Genomic DNA, 21,806 nt, shown 5'->3' on the forward strand with positions numbered 1-21,806 from the left:
GATCAACCAGTCAAGCGGTCACTAACCGCCTACGATCACTGACCGCAACGACACCCCTTGGACTCATTCATCTAGCGCGGGGCTTGAACGGGGAAGGGGCCCGGTGCCACCGTGAGGCGGCCCCGGGCCCCGAAGGCGCGGCCGCGCCCGAAGGCCCGGCCGAGCCGTTCAGGGGCGCAGGAGGGCTTCCAGGGCGCGGGTGAAGAGAAGGCGGGCCGCCGCTGCCACCAGGGGGTCGAAGGGGCGGCCCAGGCCGCGTACGCGCAGGTCCTCGCGCCATTCGGCCTCGCAGCCGCCCGCGGGCGAGGGGCGGAGCTCGATCTCGGCCCGGCCCCGCACCACGCGGCCGTGTTTGACGAGCCGGACCAGTCCCGCGGAGCCGCCCTGCGGGGGCTGCCAGAAGGTCACTTCCATGGGGTCGTCGAAAGTGATGCTCCCCACGCCCGTACGCATGGTGAAACGGGTTCCGGTGTGCGTGGGCGGCGGCGTTTCGACGATCGCCCGGGTGAGCGGGACGGCGGCGGCGTGGCGTTCCCAGTCCGTCAGCCTCCTCCACGCCACCTCGGTGTCGAGAAGTGTGCGGCGAATGATCCGGATAGCGGGCATGAGCGCATCGTAAGCGGGCATACACACCCTGAACTGGGCGGCGAATATGGGTTCCGCCCGGGGGTGGCGATCAGTAATACTCACCGCCACCGTGGATCGCGGATTCGACCGGGTGACCACCGGCCTTCCCGCCCCACTCTGCGAGGAGGTGCGCCATGTGCTCCCACCAGCCCCCCTGCCCGACCGCCGACAGCGTCGACCACGACGCCGCACGCACCGTGGCCTTCCACCCCGAACAGGGCTGGAACCTGCTGTGCAACGGCGCCGTCGTCTTCGACGACACAGGTGAACTGCTCCCCGACGGCCGCACGGTGGAACCCCGCCGCCCGGCCCTGGTCTGAGCGAGGAGGCAGCATGCGCCAGCAGCTGATCCGAAAGCCCGTCCCGAAGCCCGCACCCCGAGACCTGGACCTGCGTACACCGTCGGGCAGACCCCTCCCGTACTGACGGGAGCCCCGGAGTTACGCCACGGCGACATCGGCTGAGCCCACGGCGGGCGTCAGCCGGTGGAAGCCGCCGCGCCGCCTTGGAAGGCGCTCTCGTACGCCTCGTCGCCGATCGCCGCCCTGGCCTGCCGTTCGCCCTGGTCGCGCACGGCCGTGAGCGAGGGGGAGCCCATCTGCGGCCGGCCCACCGTGCGCCACCAGGCGTGCCCCGTGCCCAGCAGCCGGGCCGCCAGCTCGCCGTCTCCCAGGGCCGCCACGGACGCCGCCAGCAGGTCGAGACCGAGCGCGATCCCGAAGCGGTCGCCCAGCAGCCGTTTGCCCGACAGCATCGCCCGCGCGTGCCGGGCCGCCTCCCCGTGGTGGCCGAGCCCGAACGCCGCCATGGCCAGGATGTAGTCCGCGTACGCCCGCAGCCAGCGCTCGCCCAGCTCCGCGCAGGCCTCGCGCAGGCCCCGCGCCTCCTGCTCGGCCTCCTCGAAGCGCCCGAGGTCGCACAGGGCGTAGCCGGTGGCCAGCCGGCACAGCAGCCAGCCCACGCCGGTGGGTCTCCCGCCGTGGCCCCCGCGCGCCCGGGGGCCGGCGAGCGCCAGGGCCCGTACGGGATCGCCCGGCATCAGCACCGACACCGCGAGCAGGTACGCGGCGCGCAGCTCCGGCTCCGGGTCGGCCAGTGTGGCCGCCGCGCCGGTGCACGCCCTGCCGAGCTCCTCGGACGTGGTCAGGTCGCCCTGGAGCAGGGCGGTGAGCCCCAGGGCCCACAGGGCCTGGACGTACGCGGCCCCCGAGCGCGGGCCCCGGCTCAGGGCCCGTTCCAGGAAGGCCCGGCCCTCGTGGACGTGGCCGCAGGAGAACCAGAAGAACCAGAGCGCGCCGGCCGTCTCCAGGGCCGCGGTGGGATCCGAGCGGAGCAGGTGCTCCAGGGCGGTACGCAGCTGCGCGTGCTCGGCGGTCATCCTGCGGTACCAGTCCACCTGGCCCGGGCCCATCCAGCCCTGGTCGGCGGCCTTAGAGAGCGCCGCGTACCAGTGGGCGTGCCGGTCGGCGACGACCTGTTCCTCGCCGAGTTCCGCCAGCCAGTCCTGGCCGTACTCGCGGATGGTGTCCAGCAGCCGGTAGCGGGCGCCCGCGCCCCGTTCCCGGCTGCACCGGACCACCGACTTCGCCACCAGGCCCGCCAGTACCCGCTCCACCCGTGCGGCGGGCAGCGGGCCGCCCGAGCACACCGCGCGCGCCGCTGCCACGTCGAAGTCCCCGGTGAACACCGAGAGCCGGGCCCACAGCAGCCGCTCGACGGGCTCGCACAGCTCGTGGCTCCAGCCGATCGCGGTGCGCATCGTCTGGTGCCGGGGGAGCCGGGCCGTGGTGGTGCCGGAGAGCAGGTCGAAGCGGCCTTCGAGGCGCTGCGCCATCTGCTCCAGGGTCCAGAGCCGCATCCGGGCGCCGGCCAGTTCGAGGGCGAGGGGAATCCCGTCCAGGCGGCGGCAGATGTCCGCGGCGAGGGCCGCCTGGTCCGGGTCGGCGAAGGCGGCCGCGGCGTGCGCGGTGGCCGCGATCGCGCGGGCCCGGAACAGGGCGAGGGCGTCGCTGTCGGGTCCGTCGCTGGGCAGCGGGCTGACCTCGACCAGGTCCTCGCCGGGGCTGCGGAGCGGCTCGCGGGTGGTGATGAGCACCGTCAGGCCCGGTGCGGACTGCAGGAGTTCGCCGACCAGGTGCCGGCAGTCGGCCACCAGGTGCTCGCACGTGTCGAGGACGAGCAGCAGCTCCTTGTCGGCCATCCACGCGCACAGTTCCTCGTCCAGGGGGCGCGGGGACTGGTGGGCGAGGCCGACGGCGTGCGCGACGGTGGCGGTGAGCAGTTCGGCGTCGCGCAGTGGGGAGAGCTCCACCCACCACACCCCGTCGGGCCTGCGCTGGCGGGGGTCGGCGGCGGCCCGCAGGGCCAGCCTGGACTTGCCGACGCCGCCGACGCCCGTGAGCGTCACGAGCCGTCGCTCGCGCAGCAGGTCGCAGAGGAGGCCGAGTTCACGCTCACGGCCCACGAAGCTCGCCGTTTCCGGCGGCAGGTTTCCCGGCACGGCGCCAGAGTCTGGCCCAGGATCGCTGCCCATGGAATCTGCCTGATTGTTGTTGACCGAGTACTCACCGAACACGGGAGTATTCTGCGCGATCTTCTTTCTCCGCAGTACCGTTCGGGACAGATCGAACGAACAGGTTGTCAGGAACCTTTCCCCCGCACGGGGTTCGGGAGGCGGTTCAGGAGGTCAGTACGATCCGCCGTTCCGCGGAGAAGGCGCCCCAGGTGCCGTCGGCCAGCCGCGCCCGGAGCTTCACCGTCCATGCGGTTCCGGGCGGTTCGGCGACCGTGAGGCGGTGCTCCGCCCGGCCGGCCGGGACGGCGCCCTCGCCGAACTGGATGACGGTGGTGGGGCGTCCGTTGACGTAGAGCTCGTACGCGGCGGTCATTTTGCCGGTCGCCGGGGCGGTCCAGGCGAGGGTGACCGCGCCCGGCGAGGCGACCGCCGTGAACTCGGCCGGAGCGGTGTCCGTCCGCTGTCCGGGCCCGGGCGGGGTCGTCACGTCCGCGGCGGGACCGGCGGGGGAGGAGTTGTCGGCCCCGTCACGGGCCCGGACGGTGAAGGTGTAGGCGCTGTCGGGCCGGAGGTCCTCCAGGACCGTCGTGGTGGTGCCGGGGCCGACCGTGTGGATCCGGGCGTCGCCCTGGTAGACGTCGTACGCGGTGACGCCCGTGTCATCCGTGGCCGCGGACCAGGTCAGCCGGGCGGAGGAGGGCCCGAGGGCCTGCCCGTCCGTACGGGGCGGGGCGGTCGGGGCCTGCCGGTCCTCGGCCGTGGCCGCGGGGGTGGTGGCCGAGGCGGCCGCACCGGCCGGGGAGGTGTTCCCGGCGGCGTCCCGGGCGCGGACCGTGAACGCGTAGGCCGTCCGCGGGGTGAGGCCGGTGATGTCGGTCATCGTCTTGTCGGCGGGCAGTTCACGGACCAGCCGGTCCGCCTGGTAGACGAGGAAGGAGGTCACCCCGTCGGCGGGCGCGGGCGACTGCCACATGACGTGGACCGAAGTGGCGCTGCCCGCTTGGGCGGTGAGCCCGGCCGGGGCCGCCGGGGGTGTGGTGTCGGAGGCGCCGCACGCCGTCAGCGCGGCGGTCGCGAGGGCCAGCGCGGCGAGGGCGGGCGCCGCTCCCCGTACGGACGGCCGCGAGAAGCGGCGCGGGGAGTGCGGCGCGGTGCTGGGTGCGGGGTCGTGCACGGCGGGCGCCCTCCTCTTCCGTTCCTCGGGTCTTCCGGTGCGGCGGGCCTTCCGGTTCTTCCGGCTCCCCCGGAAAGGTCTAGACATATATGGCATGCTCCGCGGCCGCCGGGCAAGACCCCTGCGCGGCCCCTTCCCGCCGGTGCGGCCCGGTTCGTGTTCTTCCGCTTCCGTCTGGCATTATTGCGAGATCTTTGCAATAACGAAGGAAGTGCACCAGATGAAGGCCCGGAGCGTACGGGGAATGGCCGGGGCGGCCGCGGCCGCGGTGATCGTCACGGGCGCGGCGGCCTGCTCGAATCCCGGGGGAGGTGCCGCGGCGGGCGCCGGGGCGGCCGATTCCGCCGTGGTCGGCATAGCCACCGAGCCGGAGAGCCTCAGCCCGCTGCTGGGCTACGGCAAGGACGGCAACTCGAAGATCTTCGACGGACTGCTGGCGCACGACGCCGACATGAAGCTGAAGCCCGCGCTGGCCGAGGCCCTCCCGGAGGTTTCCGCGGACGGACTCACCTACACCTACCCGCTGCGCCGGGGCGTGAAGTTCAGCGACGGACGGCCCTTCGGCGCCAAGGACGTCGTCTTCACCTACCGGACGATCCTCGACGCGAAGACGAACAACGCGTCCAAGTCCGAGCTCGACGCGATCGCGGAGGTCGCGGCACGCGGCGAGAACGCCGTCGTCTTCACACTGAAGTACCCCTACGCCCCCTTCGCCGAGCGGACCGTCCTGCCCATCGCCCCCGAGCACATCGCGGGCGGACAGGACGTCAACAGCGGCGAATTCACCACCAGGCCCGTCGGCACCGGACCGTACGTGCTCACCGCCTGGTCCAAGGGCGAGAAGCTGAGCTTCAAGGCCAACCCGTCCTACTGGGGCGGTGAGCCCGCGGTGAAGAAGTTCACCATGGCGGTCATCAAGGACGACGACGTACGCGCCACCCGGCTGCGCTCCGGCGAACTGGACGGGGCCGTCCTGCCGCCGAACCTGGCCAAGGGGTTCGCGGCCGACAAGACGCGAAAGACGTACGCCGCCAAGAGCTTCGACTACCGCAACGTCACCCTGCCGACCGAGCACCCCGTCACCGGCGACACGGCCGTCCGCCGGGCCCTGGACATCGCCGTCGACCGCGGCGCGCTGGTCGACAAGCTCCTGGAAGGCGCGGGCAAGGCCGCCTACGGCCCCGTCCCGACCGGCAGCCCGTGGTTCACCGCCGGCACCGAGCGTCCGTACGACCTCGCCAGGGCCAAGAAGATCCTCGACGACGCCGGCTGGATCCCCGGCGCCGACGGCATCCGCGCAAAGAACGGGGTCCGGGCCGCCTTCCCGCTCTGGTACCCCTCCGGCGACAAGCTCCGCCAGGACCACGCCCTCGCCTTCGCCTCCGACGCCAAGAAGGCCGGCATCCAGGTCACCACCGAGTCCGGCAGCTGGGAGGTCATCGAACCCCGGATGAAGACCGACGCCGTCCTCGCCGGCGGCGGCTCCCCGGCCGACCCGGACTTCGACCAGTACCTGACGCTGAACTCCGCCCTCGCGGGCGACGGCTTCAACAACATGGCCCGGTACGACAACCCGGCCGTCGACAAGGCGCTGCTCGACGGCCGCCGCAGCGCCGACCCGGCCGTGCGCAAGGCCGCGTACGACACGGTCCAGCGCGAGCTGGTCAAGAACCCGGGCTACGTCTACCTCACCCACATCGACCACCTCTACGTCGTGGCCGACCGGTGGGACGGGCCCTCCACCCAGACCGAGCCGCACGACCACGGCCTCGGAACCGGCCCCTGGTGGAACATCGGGAGCTGGAAGCCGAAGCAGAAGTGAGCCGTCTCCACTCGCTCCACCGTCTCCCGTGGGGGCCGATGGCGCGCATGGCGGGGCGGCGGACCCTGTTCGCCGGCCCGGTCCTGCTCGTCGTCACCTTCGGGGTCTTCGCGGTCGCCGCGCTGTCGCCCTTCGACCCCGTCAAGGCCTACGCCGGCACCGCCGGGCTCACCGCCTCACAGGCCGGACTCGACCAGCTGCGGGTCAACCTCGGCGCTGACCAGCCCCTGCTCGCGCGCTGGTGGGAGTGGCTCACCTCGGCGCTGACCGGGGACCTCGGCACCTCCGCCGTCATGCGCCAGCCCGTCTCCGACGTCATCGCCGAGCGGCTCGGCTGGTCGGCCCTGCTCGCGCTCTGCGCGTTCGTCGTCGCCGTGCTGCTGGGCACCGGGCTCGGCGTCCTGGCCGCGCGTCGGCAGGGCGGGCCGCTGGACCGGGCGGTCTCCGGGCTCGCGTACACCCTCGAAGCGGCCCCGGCCTTCTGGCTGGGCCTGCTCGCCATCTGGTTCTTCTCGGTGCGCCTGGGCGCACTGCCGTCCGGCGGCCTCACCGACGCGGGCAGTGACGTGGTCACCGCCGGGCAGGTGGCCCACCACCTGGTGCTGCCCGCGCTGGTCCTCGGCATCTCCCAACTGCCCTGGTTCTTCCTGTACGTCAGGCAGGGCGTGGCCGACGCTCTGGAGGAGGACCCCGTACGGGGCGCCCGTGCGCGGGGCCTGGGGGAGCGGCGGGTACTGCTCGGCCACGGACTGCGCGCCGGCATGCTCCCGATGCTGACCCTGATCGGGTCGCGGGTGCCGGAGCTGATCACCGGCGCGCTGCTGGTGGAGACCGTCTTCAGCTGGCCCGGCATCGCCGCGGCCACCGTCCAGGCCGCGACCTCGGTGGACTTCCCGCTGCTGGCCGCGCTGACGGTCCTGGCCACCGCGGCCGTGCTCGCCGGGAACCTGCTGTCCGACCTGCTCTACGGGCTGGCGGACCCGAGGGTGGGCTTCGATGGCTGACACCGGAACGCCGCTCTGGCGGTCCCACGGCCGCGACCGGAGCTCCACCCGGACCCTGCGGGTGCGGACCTCGGCGGTGATCGTGGCCCTGATCGCGCTGGCGGTGCTGCTCGTGCCGCCGCTGGTCCAACTCGACCAGCAGGCAGTCGACTTGTCGGCAAAGCTCCTGCCGCCCTCCTGGGCCCACCCCTTCGGAACCGACGACGTGGGCCGCGACCTGCTGCTGCGCTGCGTGTACGGGCTGCGGGTCTCGCTGCTGGTCGGGCTGGTGGCCGCGCTGGTCGCCACCGTCATCGGCACGGCCGTCGGCGCGCTCGCCGGGGCGCTCGGCGGGTGGCCGGACCGGTGCGTCATGCGGGTGGTGGACGCACTGTCCTCGATCCCGCACCTGCTGCTCGGCATCTTCATCGTGGCGATGTTCCGGCCGGGAGTGTGGCCGGTGGTCGTCTCCGTGGCCCTGACCCACTGGCTGTCCACGGCCCGCATCGTCCGCGCGGAAGTCCTCTCGCTCCGCTCGCGGCCCCATCTGGACGCGGCCGTCTCGGGCGGCGCCTCGCGGTGGCGGGTGGCCGTACGCCATCTCGTGCCCGGAGTGCTGCCGCAGGCCGGGCTCGCCGCCGTCCTGATGGTCCCGCACGCCATGTGGCACGAGTCGGCCCTGTCCTTCCTGGGCCTCGGCCTGCCGGCGCACCAGGCGAGCCTGGGCAACCTGGTCCAGACGGCCCGCGGTTCGCTGCTCGCCGGCGACTGGTGGCCCACGCTCTTCCCGGGGCTCCTCCTGATCGTCCCGACCCTGGCCATCGCGGGCCTGGCGGGTGCCTGGCGCGAGCGCCTCAACCCCCGCCGCCGATCGGAGCTCAGCCTGTGAAGGAGCTCAGCTTGTGAAGACCCCCATCCCTGCGGAGTCGGTTTCGGTGTCGGAGCCCGCCTCCGAGTCCGCCCGACCCGTCCTCGAACTGGACCGGCTCTCCGTCCGCTTCCGCATGCGCGGCGGCCGGTACGTCGCGGCCGTCACCGACGCCACCCTCGCCCTGGCCCCCGGCGAGTGCCTCGCCCTCGTCGGGGAGAGCGGCTGCGGCAAGTCCGTGCTCGCCTCCGCCCTGCTCGGGCTGCTCCCCGGCAACGCCGAGACCGCCGGCTCGGCCCGGCTCGCCGACGGGACCGACCTGCTCGCCCTCGACGAGCGCACCCTCGCCCGGAGCATCCGGGGCCGCCGCGTCGCGCTGGTCCCGCAGAGCCCGGCCGCGCACCTCACCCCGGTCCGCACCATCCGCTCCCACTTGGAGGAGACGGTCCGCGAACTGACCGGGGCCGGGAGACGGCCCAGGGCGGAGCTGCGGGAAGCGGCCGAAGCGGCGGCCGAGCGGGCGGCCTTCCCCGCCACCCACCTCGACCGCCATCCGCACGAGCTCTCCGGCGGGCTCGCCCAGCGCGCCGCCACCGCGCTCGCGCTGATCGGCGACGCGCCCCTGCTGCTCGCCGACGAGCCCACCACGGGCCTCGACCGGGACCTGGTCCACCGCACCGTCGACGAGCTGCGCGCCCACACCCGGGACGCCGGCCGGGCGCTGCTGATGATCACGCACGACCTCGCGGCGGCCCACCGCATAGCCGACACCGTGGCCGTCATGTACGCGGGCCGCATCGTGGAAACCGCCCCCGCCGAAGCCTTCTTCGGCGCTCCGGGCCCCCGTCACCCCTACGCGCGCGGACTCCTCGAGGCCCTGCCCGAGCGGGCCTTCACCCCCATCCCCGGAGCCCCGCCCGAGCTCGGCGCGCTCCCGCCCGGCTGCGCCTTCGCCGCCCGCTGTCCGCGCGCCGACTCCCGCTGCCGGGCCGAGCGGCCCCTGCTCACCGAAGGGGTGGCCTGCCACCATGCTTGAGCTCACCGGCATCACCGCCGGCTACGACCGCCGGGCCCCCGTCGTGCGCGGCGCCCACCTGAGCCTCGCCCCCGGCGAATCCCTCGGACTGCTGGGCCCCAGCGGCTGCGGCAAGTCCACCCTGGCCAAGGTCGCCGCACTGCTGCACCGGCCCGACCGGGGGACCGTGGCCTTCGACGGCCGCGCGGTGACCGGCTTCCGGCACCGGGCGCCGCGCGCCCTGCGCACCTCGGTCGGCATGGTGTTCCAGCAGCCCCGGCTGGCGGCGGACCCCCGGCTCAGGCTGCGCGAGCTCGTCGCGGAACCGCTCCGGGCGACTGGCCGGCGTAGCGAAATCGACGCCACCGTGCCTGAGTTGGCGGACCGGGTCGGCCTGGGGGCGGACCTGCTCGACCGGCGACCCCACGAGGTCAGCGACGGTCAGCTGCAACGGGCCTGCGTGGCACGGGCCTTGGTGCTCCGGCCGCGCTGGCTGGTGTGCGACGAGATGACCGCCATGCTCGACGCGTCCACCACGGCCGCGCTGGTCGGCGTCGTCGAGGAGTACCGGGCGGAGTCCGGCGCGGGCCTGCTGGCGGTAGGGCACGACCCCGTGCTGCTCGGCCGCTGGTGCGGGCGAACGGTCCACTGGGACGAGATCGTCAAGGACTGAACACCGGTCACGGACCGTCAACACCCGTTTGGCGGACACGAGTTTCGCCCGAAGGGCCCTCCCGCTGCGCCACCATGGCGGCGCGTAAGGAGGTGTTCCGATGGTGATCTCCCTCTCCGTCCTCGTCCTGCTCCTCGTCCTCGCATGGATCTTCATGCGCGGCGGCGGCCTCAAGCTGTCCCACGCGCTCGTCTGCGTCCTGCTCGGCTTCTACCTCGCGAGCAGCAGTCTCGCGCAGACCATCCACAACGGGGTCTCGGCCACGGCGAACGTGGTCAGCGGCTTCAAGCCGTAGCTCTTGATCGACTGTTGCGCCTTCGTGAATCATCCGGCTCTTCCATGGACTCCTCAGGCAGTGCGATCTAGCGTCTGGCCGCGGCGCGATGTCATACGCAATGTCAATAACACTGAGGAAAAGGGAGGAAGTCCGGATGTTCCGAAGAGCGCTGAACTGCGCCGTGGCACCCGCTCTCGCCGCATGTGCGGTGTTGTACGGGGTCTCGCCGGCCACCGCCGACGAGATACCGCTGGCCCCCGGCCACCGCCTGGTCAGCCATTACGAGGGCGCCCCGGCCACGGCCGCGCCGCTGCCCGGTCAGGCCCCGCCGCAGCACCCCTTCCTCGCGCCCAACGGCCGCAGCGGCATGCACTCGGACGCGGCGGGCAGCGCCACCTCGCCCTGGTCCGGACCGCTCGGCAAGAACCCGGAGGTGACCAGCGAGAAGATCGCCGCCCTCGGCGGCGAATGCGCCACCGCCACCTTCGACTCGGGCGGCCGGCTGGTCACGGTCTGCGGCACCTTCGGCGGCTTCAAGGTCAAACTACTGGAGCCCCGTACGCTCGCCACGCTCGCGGAGTACCAGCTCCCGCAGCGTTCCTCGACGGTCCAGGCGATCACCTCGCTCGACTTCTCGAAGATCTTCAAGGACACCTCGGGCGGCGCCTACTTCTACCTGGACAACCAGGACCGGGCGGTGCTGGCCGACTCCCGCCAGCACATCCTGAGGCTCTCGCACGTACAGGAGCCGGACGGATCCTGGCAGTTCAAGGTCGACGACGACTGGGACCTCACCGGGCAGGTCCCGCACGACTGCGTCGACTGGACCAACCTGTGGCCCACCGGCACCTGCGACCCGGTCACCTCGGTGATGCCCGACTGGAACGGCCGCATCTGGTGGGTCACCCGCCAGGGCCGCGTCGGCACCGTGGACCCGGCGACCTCGGTGATCCGCTCGATCCGGCTGGCGGGGGAGGAGATCCAGAACTCCTTCTCGGTCGGCGAGGACGGGGTCTCCATCGTCACCGACCACGCGCTCTACAGCTTCACCGCCTCCGCCGACGGCACCCCCGTCGCGCAGTGGCGCCAGACCTACGACCGGGGTACGGGAACCAAACCCGGCTCGGTCAACCAGGGTTCGGGCACCACCCCGGACCTCTTCGGCAACGGCTACGTCGCGATCACCGACAACGCCGACGACCGGATGAACGTGCTGGTCTTCAAGCGGGGCCTGGACGTCCCCGAGGGCCAGCGCCTGGTGTGCAGGGTCCCGGTCTTCGGACCGGGCGCCTCGACCACCGACAACTCCCTGATCACCTGGGGCAACAGCATCGTCGTCGAGAACAACTACGGCTACGAGAACGTCACCTCGCTGGTCCTCGGCAAGTCGGTCGTCGGCGGCGTCAGCCGCATCGACGTCCGCGCCGACGGCAGCGGCTGCGACACGGTCTGGCAGAGCGCGATCCGCTCGCCCTCCGTCGTCCCCAAGCTCTCCACCGCGAACGGGCTGCTCTACTTCTACGAGAAGGAGCCGAACGTCTGGGGGATCGACGCCTGGTACCTCACGGCCGTCGACTTCCGCACCGGTGAGCGCCGCTGGCGCCGGCTGACCGGCACCGGCCCGCTGTACGACAACAACTGGGCCCCGATCACGCTGGGTCCCGACGGGACGGCCTACGTGGGCGTCTTCAACGGCATCGTCGCGGTCCGCGACCGCGGCTGAGCCCCGGCGCCGAACCACCGCGCCGAGTCACGGCGGGGGCCCGTCCACCGGACGGGTCCCCGCTGGGCCGCCTCTTAGGGCAGCCGGCCGACGCGCTCGATGGCCACCATCGCCGCGTCGTCGCCCAGGAGGCCGTCCGGGGTGTGGGCGAGCAGGTCCGCGCAGAGGTGGCGCAGGAGGGCTTCCGGGCCGTCGCCGGGCCAGTCCGCGGCCCGCTCCGGCAGGGGGTAGAAGGCCCCCGACGTGTCACGGGCCTCGATGACGCCGTCCGTGTACAGCAGGACCACGTCACCCGTCTCGAAGGAGAAGGACTGCGGGGTGAAGCCGGTGTCCACGAACTCGGACAGACCGAGCGGCGGCGCCGGATGGTCCACCTGGAGGGGGACGACACGGCCCGCGCGGAGCAGCAGCGGGGGCGGGTGCCCGCAGCTGACCAACCGCACCGACGGCTCCCCGTCGGGAATGTCGAGCACCGCCGCGGTGGTGAACCCCTCGTCCGGCCGTCCGGGGCCCGAGGGGTCATCCGCGCCCCGGTCCGGGTCGGCGGCCACCGCGGCCTCCAGGTAGCCCACCAGACCCGGCAGGTCGGCCTCCAGGTGGGCGGCGGCCCGGAAGGCTCCGAGGACGACCGAGGCCTCTCCGACCGCCTCCAGCCCCTTGCCGCGGACATCGCCGATGATCAGCCGGGTGCCGTCGGCGGTCCGGGCGGCCGCGTACAGGTCGCCTCCGATCTGGGCCTCGGCCTCCGCCGACAGGTACACGGAGGCGATCCGCAGCGGGCCCATCCGGTCGCGCAGCGGTCGTAGGACCACCTGCTGCGCCGCGACCGCCACGGAACGCAGCCGGGTGAGCTGCCGCTCGTGCACTTCGCGCAAGTGTGCGAAGAAGGTGACGAAGGCCGAGATCAGGATGAGGGCGATGATCTGGAAGGTGTGGTTGAGGTCTGTCAGGGAGGTCCGCACGATGGCCACGCCCACCTGCGCGAGGACCGCCACGGCGCCCACGAACCCGGTCGTGCGCGGCCCGGCGAAGGAAGCGGTGAGGGCGGGCGCGGCCACCAGGAAGGGGCCCAGGTGGACCTCCGGCGGGGCCAGGATGTCCACCACCGTGACGATGGCGATCAGCAGGAACGGGACCACGAGCAGCACCGCGCGCGATTCCCGGAACCGGCTGGTGCGTGGGTGCGGCGCTGAGGGGGCCATGCCTCCTGCATACACCGCGCACGGCCGGGCGGCACCCGCTCCGGCCGTGGGCCGGGGCGGGTGCCGCCCGGGTGGTGCTCAGGGTGCCGGGGGCGTCAGCTCACCTGGAGGGTGACGTCGTCCACGACGAAGGAGGTCTGCAGGGAAGCGTCCTCCACGCCCTGGAACTTCAGGGTGACGCTCTGGCCGGCGAACCGGGAGACGTCGTACGTCTTGAGCTGGTAGCCGGAGGCCGCGTTCACGTTGGACAGGGTCGCCAGCGTCTGGCCGCCCACCGAGACCGTGAAGGTGTCGTAGACCGTGTTCTCGGTCTCGGCGGTGTCGATGTGCAGGTAGAAACCGAGCTGGTACGAGGAGCAGCCGGTCGGGATGGTCACGGACTGCGAGGCGTTGTCCGTGCGGGTCGTGCCGTAGCCGTTGAGCCAGGCCTTGTAGGTGCCGCCGTGCGGGGTCTGCCCCGCCTGGTTGGTGATGACGTTCGTGGTGGTGGTCCACGGGGTGGTGCCGCTCTCGAACCCGCCGTTGGCGACGAGCTGGCGCGGGGTGCAGGAGGGGCCGGTACCCGTGACGGTCAGGGTGTAGGTGGTGGTGTGGCTGACCGAGCCCGTGCCGGTGACGGTCAGGGTGTACGTGCCGGGCACGGTGCTCGCGCCGACCTGGACGGAGAGCGTCGAGGAGCTGCCCGACTGCACCGACGTGGGGCTCAGCGAGGCGGTGGTACCGGCCGGGGCTCCGGTCACCGACAGGGCGACCGTCTGGGCGGCGCCGCTGGTGGTGGCGGTGTTGATGGTGGAGGTGGCGGTGCCACCCTGGGCGGCGCTGCCGGTGGCCGGGGAGGCGCTGATCGAGAAGTCCGGGCCGGGGGTGGTGCCGCCGACGGCCTGGTTCCAGACGGTGTAGGCCACGCCGTCGGCGCTGCGGTCCAGGACCGTGGCGCTGATGTTGTTCGTGGTGTCGCAGGAGGCGTGGTAGCAGGGGTCGTACGCCGCGTTCGCGGTGCCGCCCCACTTCGCCGCCTGCGCCGAGGTCTTGCGGGCGCTCGCGCCGGCCGCGTAGCCGGAGGTGGGGATGCCGCCCTGCTGGAAGGAGTAGTCGTCACTGCGGCCCTGGCCCTCGGTGTTCTCCTCGGGAGCGAGGTTCAGGGAGGTCCAGTAGGCCTTGAGCGGGGCGGCCGCGGTGGAGTTGACGTTGTTGATGAAGTAGCCGCCGTTGGTCGAGCCGACCATGTCGAAGTTGTAGTAGGCCTTGATGGCCGACTTCTGGGTGCTGGTGAGCTGGTTGACGTAGAACTTCGAGCCGTTGAGGCCCTGCTCCTCGTCGGTCCACCAGGCGAAGCGCACGTGCTTGGTCATGGTGGGGTTCTTCTGGGCGAGGACGAGCGCGTTCTCCAGCAGGGTCGCGGAGCCCGAGGCGTTGTCGTTGATGCCCGGACCCGCCGAGACGCTGTCGAGGTGCGCGCCGAACATGATCGTCTGGTCGGCGGGGCCGCCGGGCCAGTCGGCGATCAGGTTGTTCGACGGGTAGGTGCACGAGCTGCAGTTCTGCTCGGTCACCGTGTAGCCGGCGGCCTGCAGCTTGCCCTTGATGTACGCCACCGACGCCGTGTAACCGGCGCTGCCCGCACGGCGGTTGCCGCCGTTCTGGGAGGCGATCGTGCTGAACTGGGTCAGGTGCGCCTGGACGGCGGCCACGTCGATGTTCGGCGCGCCGGGGTTGGGGGTGGTGCCGCCGACGGTGAGCGCGTAGTCGACGGTGTGCGAGAGGCTGGTGCCCTGGCCCTTGACCACGACGGTCGAGGATCCGGGGGCGGCGCTGGAGGAGGCGGTCAGCGTCAGCGTCGAGGACTGGCCGGACTGCACGGTGGCCGGGCTGAACGAAGCGGTGACCCCGGCCGGCAGGCCGGACGCGGTGAGGGTCACCTGCTGGGCCGTGCCCGTGGAGATGGCGGTGGCGACCGTGGTGGTGGCTGAGGCGCCCTGCTGGACGGTGCCCGAGGACGGGTTCAGCGCCAGGGTGAAGTCACTGTTCTGGCCGCTCGGGGTGCAGGTCGGGTCCGCCGGCTGCGCGGGCACGCTGATCGCGTCCCAGGCGGCCTTGGTCCTGGTGAACAGCCCACAGGTGGTGTCCAGCGACTTGGCGGAGCTGAGCGTCGCCGTCCGGTACTTCTTGTAGGACATGCTGGAGGTCTTCAGCAGCATGCCGCCGTAGAAGATCTTGCCGGCGTTCTGGATGCCCACGCCGGTCAGCGTGGACTGGTTGCAGGTGCTGCTGTTCGGCTTGCCGCCGCCCGGGCTGGTGCCCTCGGCGAGCAGGTAGAACCAGTGGTTCAGCGGGCCGGCCGCCGCGTGCACCTCGGTGCCGGGTATGGAGGAGCTGTAGCAGGCCGGGTCGTTGTTGACGGCCGCCGGGTTGTACATGTTCCGGATCGGCCCGCTGCCCACGAGGTTGATCGTCTCGCCGACGAGGTAGTCCGGAGTGTCGTACGGGGAAGGCTGGTTGATGAACGCCTCGGTCAGCGCGCCGAAGATGTCACCGGTGGCCTCGCCGAGCCCGGACTCCTGGCCGCTGGTGCCGCCGGGGGTGTTGGAGTCGATGGCGTGCCCGTACTCGTGGGCCACCACGTCCACGCTGGCGATCCACTCGTTCGCGTTGTTGTGGCCGATGGTGACGGTGCTGCCGTCCCAGTACGCGTTCACGTCGTTCAGGCCGACCTTGGCCGGGAAGCTGCGGCCGCTGCCGTTGACGCCGTTGCGGCCGAGCCACTGGCTCAGCATGTCCCACTGCTTCTGCGCCGCGAACATCAGGTCCACGCAACCGGTCTCCTTGGAGGTCGGGTTGCCGGTGCCCCAGGAGTCGGAGGACTTCGAGAAGACCGTGCCGGAGCTGTAGTCGGCGCAGCTCAGGCCGGTCCGGTTCGGGTCGCGCAGGGAGTACGTGCCACCGGAGGCCGTGGTGTCGATGGTCAGCGGGTTCGGGCCGTTCCACTTGCTGTTGCCGCTGCCCGCCACCACCTCGTCGAAGCTGTCGACGAACTTTCCGGTGCGGGCGTCCACGAACACGTGGAGCTTGCTGGGCGCCTTGGCGGTACGGCCGGTCAGGACGGTCTCCCAGGCCAGCACCGGCTTGTCGTCCTTGATCTTGACGACGAGCCGGCTGCTCTCCACCTTGTCGGTCTTGACCTGCCGGCCGCGCGAGACGGCCTCGGCGGCCTTGGCCGAGAACGACGCGGTGGTCGACACGTCGATCACGGTCGCGGAGGCCGACTGGAGGGCCCGTACCCGTCCCTGGCCGTCGGCGAGGACGACCGCGTCGCCGCCGACGACCGGCAGGCCGCGGTAGCTGCGCTCGTACGCGACGGAGTAGAGGTCCTTCACCCAGGGGGTGACCAGACGGCGGTCGTACTGCTGCTGGGGGGAGTTGACCAGGCTGTCGAGCCCGCTGCGCACGGCCGCGTCGGCCGCGGCGACCGCCCGTTCGGCAGCGGTGGGCGGGAGGGGATCCGCGTTCTGCGAGGCGGTGGCGGTGGTGGCCAGCGTGCCGGCGAGGCCCGTGGTCAGCACCATGGCCGTGAGGGCGGCCATCCATCTGGTGGGCTGCAAGAGTCCACTCCGATCGTGTGGGGGGATGGGACGGGGAGGGCGGGGAAAGGCGGGGAAAGGCGGGGAAAGGCGGTCCGGCTGTTCGCGGCCGAGTATGGGCGTGTCCATGACCAGATCGGGACATCCCTGCGGGCATAAGACCGGCGTTATGGCGGCGGCGGATGACGCTGCGTAAGCTGCCGGGATGCAGCTGGAGTTGAGACATCTGCAAGCCGTCTGTCAGATAGCGGAGACCGGAAGCCTGGGGGGCGCGGCGCGGATCCTCGGGGTCTCACAGCCGGCGCTCTCCGCCCAGCTGCGCCGGATCGAGCGGGTCACCGGCGGCGAACTCTTCGTCCGGGGCCGGCTCGGAGTCGAACCCACCCCGCTCGGCCAGTTCGTCCTGGCCAAGGCCCGCCGGGTGCTCAGCGAGATGGACGCCCTCGGCTCGGAGGCGCGGGCCCGGACGGCCGACGCCCCACTGCGCCTGGGCTGCATCCTGCTGGTGCTGATCGACGGACTGATCGCCCGGCAGGACCTGGTCCTGGCGGGCCGGGAGATCACCGTGGACATCGAGGACTCGGTGACCGCCCTGGTACGGATGCTCGGCGCCGGCCGCTACGACGTCATCGTGTACGGCGAGGTGAACGACCACGAGGTGCCGCTGCCCGCGGGCGTCACGGCCCGCACCCTGGTCCCCAAGGAGCCCTTCTGCATCCGGATGTCAGCGCGGCACCCGCTGGCCCGGCTGGAGGCCCTCGACCTCGCGGACCTCGCCGACGAGCAGTGGATGACGCTGGTCGAGGACGACGACGGCGGACCCGAGGCCCTGGTCGAGGCCTGCGCCAAAGCCGGCTTCGTCCCCGCGCTGCGCTACCGGATCACCGACCGCATGATGCAGTACGACCTGATCTCCGCGGGCCGCGCCGTCTCCCTCAGCCAGCCCACCGCCCCCGCCGTGGCGGGCACGGTGATGCGCCCGCTGATCGGGGCACCGGTCACGGGCCGCATCCGGCTGGCCTGGAACCGCTCGACGGTCTCGGCCCGGCAGGCGGAGCTCTTCTACCGGTCGGCCGCCTACGCGTACCTGGCCAATGTGGACAACAACCCCTTCCACCGGGCCTGGTGGGACGGGCATCCGGAGGCCCACCCGGCCCTCGACTGACGCCGCCTGAGCACCGGAGCCCCTCATGTCCTCCCCCTGCTGCACCCCGGGCCACGACGACCCGGCCGGCGGCCTCACCCTGCTCGCCGCGCCGGCGGTCCCCGCGCCCCGGCCCGTACGCGGTCTGCTCGACCTGCCCGGGGGCCGGTTCCTCATGGGTACCGAGGCGGCGGACGGATTCCCGGCGGACGGATTCCCGGCGGACGGGGAGGGGCCCGTCAGGGAGGTCGCGGTGGCGCCCTTCCGGATCGCACCGACCACGGTGACGAACGCCCAGTACGCCACCCTTCGTCAAGGCCACCGGACATGTCACGGAAGCCGAGGACTTCGGTTTCTCCTTCGTCTTCGCCGGCCTGCTCGCGGCGGAGGTCGCCGGCACCGCACCGGCCGTGGAGGGGGTTCCGTCGTGGCGGGCGGTGTCCGGCGCGACCTGGAAGGTCGCGGCCCGCAGCTCCGACACCCCCGACAGCTCCACGTCCAACATCGGGTTTCGGGTGGCCGCCTGAGGGTCGGTCAGCTCGTCTGGACGACGAGACCGGCCACGTGATCGGTGACCATGTCCAGGATCTCCGCGGCGGCCTTCTCGTCGCCGAGGACCAGGAAGTTCAGGGTCACCCCGTCCGTCATGGCCGCCAGATAGCGGGCCAGCACGGCCACGGGCACGCTCAGCTCGAACGGCGTGATCCGGCGCAGCTCCTCGAGCAGCTCGGTGTACGTGTCGCAGTAGGACTCGTACTGCTTGCGCGCCAGGTGCCCGAACTCCGGCTGGCGCAGCGCGTACTGGGTGAGCTCGTAGGTGAGCATGTGTGCGCCGGGGCTGGCCACCACGTGGTCCCAGTACGCCTGGAAGCCGGCCCGGATCGTCTCGCGCAGCGTCGGCCTCGGCACGATGGCGGCCTTCACGAGGGTGACGTAGTGCGCGGTGATGGTCTCGATGACCGACTCCAGCAGTGCCTGCTTGGAGTCGAAGCAGTAGTGGAAGACGCTCAGGGAGACGCCCGCCTCCGCGGCGATGGACCGGGTCGTCGTCCTCGACACTCCGTCGCGGGTCATCGCGCGGATCGCCGCCTCCGTCAGCTGCCTGCGCCGGTCGGTCAACGGCATCCGTGCCATGTACGGGTTCCCCTTCGCTCCGGTGCGCCCCGGGCGGGGTGTCCGCGGGCGCACCGGCCCCCGGACACCCCGCTCGACGCCGTCAGCTGCTGTATACGCCGACTTCGTACAGGGAGTAACCCCACTGGGTACCGCGTCCCGCTCCGTGGACGCGTACGTACCGGGCCGGGACCCCCGCGAACTGCGCGGTGTCCAGGCCGCCGTCACCGCTCGCCGTGGACCAGGCCGTCTGCCAGTTCGTGCCGTCCGGGGAGAGCTCGATGCGGTACGACCTGCCGTACGCGCGCTCCCATTCGAGCGTGACCCGCTTGACCAGGGACGGCGAGCCCAGGTCGAACTGCACCCACTGGTCGTCGCTCCAGTCGCTCGCCCAGCGGCTGCCCCGGTCCCCGTCCACGGCCCTGCCGGGCGCGTAGCTGATGAACGGGTTCCACTCGGCGGAGCTCGCCGAGGCGGCCGTGCCCGCCGCGAGGTTCACGCCGGCCTTGTGCTGCTCGGAGTTGCCCCAGGTGCGCAGGTAGGACTCGGCGCCCTTGAACAGGTCGTCGACCACGCCCTGCCCGCCGACCAGCCGGATGTCCTCGATCCAGTCGGGCACCAGGCCGTAGTGCGAGGCGCCGTCGGTGTTGAGGTCCCAGGTGCGCTGGCCGGTGGTCACCTTGTCGATGACCGAGCCGCCGTCGGTGCTGCGGAAGGGATACGTGACCGGGTTCGGCGTGTTCGCCCCGCGCGGGCCGGGCCAGCCGCCGACGCCGTTCATGTCGGTGCCGTAGCCGTAGCCGACGTTGTACTTGTCGCGCAGCGCGTCGGTCCGCTTGGCCTCGGCGCTGAAGCCCTCGGCGCCGCCCATGTACGCGGCGGAGAAACCGCCGAGCTTGTAGAGCCGCTCGGTCCAGCCCAGGTCCATCCAGCTGTGCGAGGAGATCACGCCGGGGTACGACTCGGTCTCGAGGATGTCGAAGGCCTGGCCGGCCGCCTTCACGCTCATGTGGTCGAGTTCGAGCATCATCTTGCGTTTCATCATGCCGCGCACCGCGTAGTCACCGAGGTCGGTGAGGCCGCGGGTGTTGCACTGGGCGTTCGAAGCGTACGAGGGCACGCTCACGCCCGCCGGCAGCTCCTTCTCGGCGGCGGCGGCCGGGGCCAGGCCGATGGGGTTGTCGTGCTGCGGGCCCGCGCACGCTTCCGTCTTCCAGAAGGTGCCGGTCGACAGGAACTGACCGACGTTGATGGCCGTTCCCAGCGCGCCCTCGTCGAAGCGGACCCCGCACAGGGCGTTGTCGAACTTGTGGCACAGGAACATGCTGCGCACGCCGAGGTTGTACAGCTCGTCGAGCCCGCGGTCGATGTCCTGCTTGCTGCACTGGGCGATGTCCAGGATCTGCTTGCAGCCGAAGGGCTCGGAGGTCTCGACGCCGAGGACCACGGCCAGCTTGCCCTGCTTGATCACCTCGCGGGCCTGGGCGGAGTCGGTGACGATGCGGAACCAGCCCTTGCCGGCGCCGCCGTACATCTTGTCGACGTAGGCCTGCATGTCGTAGGTCTTCTTCGCCTCCAGGCGGATGGCGGTCATCTCGTCGCAGCTGCGGTCCTTGAAGAAGTAGACCGAGCAGATCACCCCGTTGGTGACGAGGTCGTTGACGAGGACGCGCTGGCCGCCGCGCCAGGCGCGCTCGATCCAGGCGTAGTAGTTCTGCTGGTGGGTCAGCGAGTCGTGGGCGGGCCAGTCCTTGAAGGTGGGCCAGCCGTCGGGGTCGTGCTTGCCGTCGCCGCCCTTGGTGATGAAGTCGAAGATCGCCAGGCTGCCGTCGGGGTAGTGCTCGGGACAGTCCTTGAGCGCGTCGGCGATCCCGGCGTCGGAGAACGGCTTTCCGCAGATCAGCCGGCCGCCGAAGCCCTCGTTGGACATGATGTGGTCGTGCGCGTCGACGAAGCCCCGGACGTTGCCCTGGGCGTCGGTGCCCTTGAAGGGCTCGCCGGTCACGTTGACCTGGGAGTCGGGTGCGGGCCGTGCGGTGGGGTTCCACCAGCCGTTGTCGGCCGCCGCTCCCGGTACGGGGCCGAGCGCCATGGCGAGCAGGCCGAGGAGCAGGGACAGGATCGCGATCGGCTTGCGCCGCCGGTGGGGGCGGGCCTCCGGTCGTTGCCTTCGTGGTTCTCGGATCAGGGCCACTACTCACGTCCTCGGTCGGCGGAGGGCGCGGTCGAGACACGGTCCACCGGAGGCGTGGCCGCCCTGGCACCTGTTTGTCATGTCCCGCGCAAGCATTGCGTCGAGAATCGCTACTGCCGGGTACAGAGTCAAGAGTCCGGGTCACGTGACCTGATGGATCGTCACCCTACTCGTCCGGAGGGCCGCCGTCAGGGGGATGCGGTAGGGGGTCGGTCCAGGCCGAAACCTCCTGCGGGGGCTGCGCGCAAGGAACGTACAAGACCGTGCGCGGGACGCCCGGCAGTCTCAGGGCATGAGCGACGACATGCAGAACGACATGCAGAACGACATGCAGAGCGAGAAGCGGAACGAGGCGGACGGGCTGGACCTGCCCGTGCGGTTCGACACCAAGATCGCGGTGCTGCTGCGCGACGACCTGGAGACGTGGCAGCGGCTGAACGTCACCGCGTTCCTCGTCAGCGGGCTCGGGACCGCCTGCCCCGAGGTGGTCGGCGAGCCGTACGAGGACGCCGACGGGACCCCCTACCTGCCGATGTTCCGCCAGCCCGTACTGGTCTTCGAGGGCGGCAAGGAGACGGTGACGGCGGCGCACGAGCGGGCGGTGCGGCGCGCGCTGGCGACGGCGGTGTTCACCTCGGACCTGTTCGGCACGGGCCACGACCGGGCCAACCGGGCGGCCGTGGCGGCGGTGGGCAAGGAGCAGCTCGACCTGGTCGGGATCGCCGTCCACGGGGCGCGCAACTCCGTGGACAAGGTGCTCAAGGGCGCCCGCATGCACGGCTGACGGGCGGTCGGGGCTGACGGGCCGGCCCGGTGTGGCCGGCTGGCCGGGCCGGGCGGGTCGCCGGGCCGGCCGGGCGGGCGCCGGGTGAACCCCGGGAGGACGCCGGGCGGACGC

General features: G+C 72.0%; 18 protein-coding genes. 11 read left to right on the plus strand and 7 right to left on the minus strand.

Translation table 11 applies throughout. From position 1 onward, the window contains the following. Positions 1–168: 168 nt before the first annotated feature. Entirely contained in the window at positions 169–606 is a 438-nt protein-coding gene (locus MTF69_RS40060) for an SRPBCC family protein (protein ID WP_243341732.1), read from the minus strand. A 155-nt stretch (positions 607–761) separates the two neighbouring features. Here MTF69_RS40060 and MTF69_RS40065 point away from each other — a divergent pair, with 155 nt between their 5' ends. Further along, a complete protein-coding gene (locus MTF69_RS40065; protein ID WP_243341733.1) occupies positions 762–947 on the plus strand; it encodes a DUF5999 family protein in 186 nt (61 codons plus the stop codon). A gap of 158 nt (positions 948–1,105) precedes the next feature. On the opposite strand, the gene MTF69_RS40070 is transcribed toward MTF69_RS40065, so the two are convergent. Further along, on the minus strand, positions 1,106–3,127 hold the full coding sequence (locus MTF69_RS40070) for an NB-ARC domain-containing protein (RefSeq protein ID WP_243341734.1): 2,022 nt from the start codon (positions 3,125–3,127) through the stop codon (positions 1,106–1,108). Positions 3,128–3,305: 178 nt separating this feature from the next. Beyond that, positions 3,306–4,316, minus strand: coding sequence for a fibronectin type III domain-containing protein (locus MTF69_RS40075; RefSeq protein WP_243341735.1), 1,011 nt, complete (start codon positions 4,314–4,316; stop codon positions 3,306–3,308). A 220-nt stretch (positions 4,317–4,536) separates the two neighbouring features. Here MTF69_RS40075 and MTF69_RS40080 point away from each other — a divergent pair, with 220 nt between their 5' ends. The 7 genes from MTF69_RS40080 (at position 4,537) to MTF69_RS40110 (ending at position 11,677) form a co-directional block, all read left to right on the plus strand. Continuing rightward, on the plus strand, positions 4,537–6,138 hold the full coding sequence (locus MTF69_RS40080) for an ABC transporter substrate-binding protein (RefSeq protein WP_243341736.1): 1,602 nt from the start codon (positions 4,537–4,539) through the stop codon (positions 6,136–6,138). Positions 6,139–6,176: 38 nt separating this feature from the next. Beyond that, complete coding sequence (locus MTF69_RS40085; RefSeq protein ID WP_243341737.1) at positions 6,177–7,142, plus strand: ABC transporter permease; 966 nt, start codon at positions 6,177–6,179, stop codon at positions 7,140–7,142. Then, a complete protein-coding gene (locus MTF69_RS40090; RefSeq protein ID WP_243341738.1) occupies positions 7,135–8,010 on the plus strand; it encodes an ABC transporter permease in 876 nt (291 codons plus the stop codon). The genes MTF69_RS40085 and MTF69_RS40090 overlap by 8 nt, the downstream gene beginning before the upstream one ends. Before the next feature lie 115 nt (positions 8,011–8,125). After that, on the plus strand, positions 8,126–9,025 hold the full coding sequence (locus MTF69_RS40095; protein WP_243341760.1) for an ABC transporter ATP-binding protein: 900 nt from the start codon (positions 8,126–8,128) through the stop codon (positions 9,023–9,025). Beyond that, a complete protein-coding gene (locus MTF69_RS40100) occupies positions 9,018–9,677 on the plus strand; it encodes an ABC transporter ATP-binding protein (protein ID WP_243341739.1) in 660 nt (219 codons plus the stop codon). The genes MTF69_RS40095 and MTF69_RS40100 overlap by 8 nt, the downstream gene beginning before the upstream one ends. Before the next feature lie 100 nt (positions 9,678–9,777). After that, positions 9,778–9,972 (plus strand): hypothetical protein, encoded by a 195-nt coding sequence (locus MTF69_RS40105; protein WP_243341740.1) that lies wholly within the window; start codon positions 9,778–9,780, stop codon positions 9,970–9,972. 136 nt (positions 9,973–10,108) lie between these two features. Next, positions 10,109–11,677: a hypothetical protein gene (locus tag MTF69_RS40110; RefSeq protein WP_243341741.1), complete on the plus strand. Its 1,569-nt coding sequence runs from the start codon at positions 10,109–10,111 to the stop codon at positions 11,675–11,677. Between the two features lie 74 nt (positions 11,678–11,751). Here MTF69_RS40110 and MTF69_RS40115 read toward each other — a convergent pair whose 3' ends face one another. Both MTF69_RS40115 and MTF69_RS40120 read right to left on the minus strand, forming a co-directional pair. After that, complete coding sequence (locus MTF69_RS40115) at positions 11,752–12,879, minus strand: PP2C family protein-serine/threonine phosphatase (RefSeq protein ID WP_243341742.1); 1,128 nt, start codon at positions 12,877–12,879, stop codon at positions 11,752–11,754. 95 nt (positions 12,880–12,974) lie between these two features. Continuing rightward, positions 12,975–16,460, minus strand: coding sequence for a M28 family peptidase (locus MTF69_RS40120; RefSeq protein WP_374325528.1), 3,486 nt, complete (start codon positions 16,458–16,460; stop codon positions 12,975–12,977). A 202-nt stretch (positions 16,461–16,662) separates the two neighbouring features. On the opposite strand from MTF69_RS40120, the gene MTF69_RS43225 reads away from it, so the two are divergent. Continuing rightward, a complete protein-coding gene (locus MTF69_RS43225) occupies positions 16,663–17,622 on the plus strand; it encodes a LysR family transcriptional regulator (RefSeq protein WP_279346840.1) in 960 nt (319 codons plus the stop codon). 154 nt (positions 17,623–17,776) lie between these two features. Further along, on the plus strand, positions 17,777–18,169 hold the full coding sequence (locus tag MTF69_RS43995; RefSeq protein ID WP_374325530.1) for a hypothetical protein: 393 nt from the start codon (positions 17,777–17,779) through the stop codon (positions 18,167–18,169). On the opposite strand, the gene MTF69_RS40140 is transcribed toward MTF69_RS43995, so the two are convergent. Together MTF69_RS40140 and MTF69_RS40145 are read right to left on the minus strand one after the other, a co-directional pair. Then, positions 18,136–18,735: a TetR/AcrR family transcriptional regulator gene (locus tag MTF69_RS40140; protein ID WP_243341743.1), complete on the minus strand. Its 600-nt coding sequence runs from the start codon at positions 18,733–18,735 to the stop codon at positions 18,136–18,138. The genes MTF69_RS43995 and MTF69_RS40140 overlap by 34 nt on opposite strands. Before the next feature lie 82 nt (positions 18,736–18,817). After that, positions 18,818–20,806 carry a discoidin domain-containing protein gene (locus MTF69_RS40145; RefSeq protein ID WP_243341763.1) on the minus strand — a complete coding sequence of 663 codons (1,989 nt, stop codon included), beginning with the start codon at positions 20,804–20,806 and terminating at the stop codon, positions 18,818–18,820. A 430-nt stretch (positions 20,807–21,236) separates the two neighbouring features. Between MTF69_RS40145 and MTF69_RS40150 the strand changes: the two genes are divergently transcribed. Further along, the gene (locus MTF69_RS40150) at positions 21,237–21,692 is read left to right on the plus strand and encodes a DUF2000 domain-containing protein (RefSeq protein WP_243341764.1); all 456 of its coding nucleotides are present in this window, start codon (positions 21,237–21,239) and stop codon (positions 21,690–21,692) included. The last annotated feature ends 114 nt before the right edge of the window (positions 21,693–21,806 follow it).

Origin of the sequence: Streptomyces sp. AP-93, assembly GCF_022808175.1 — a bacterium.
Classification (GTDB): domain Bacteria; phylum Actinomycetota; class Actinomycetes; order Streptomycetales; family Streptomycetaceae; genus Streptomyces.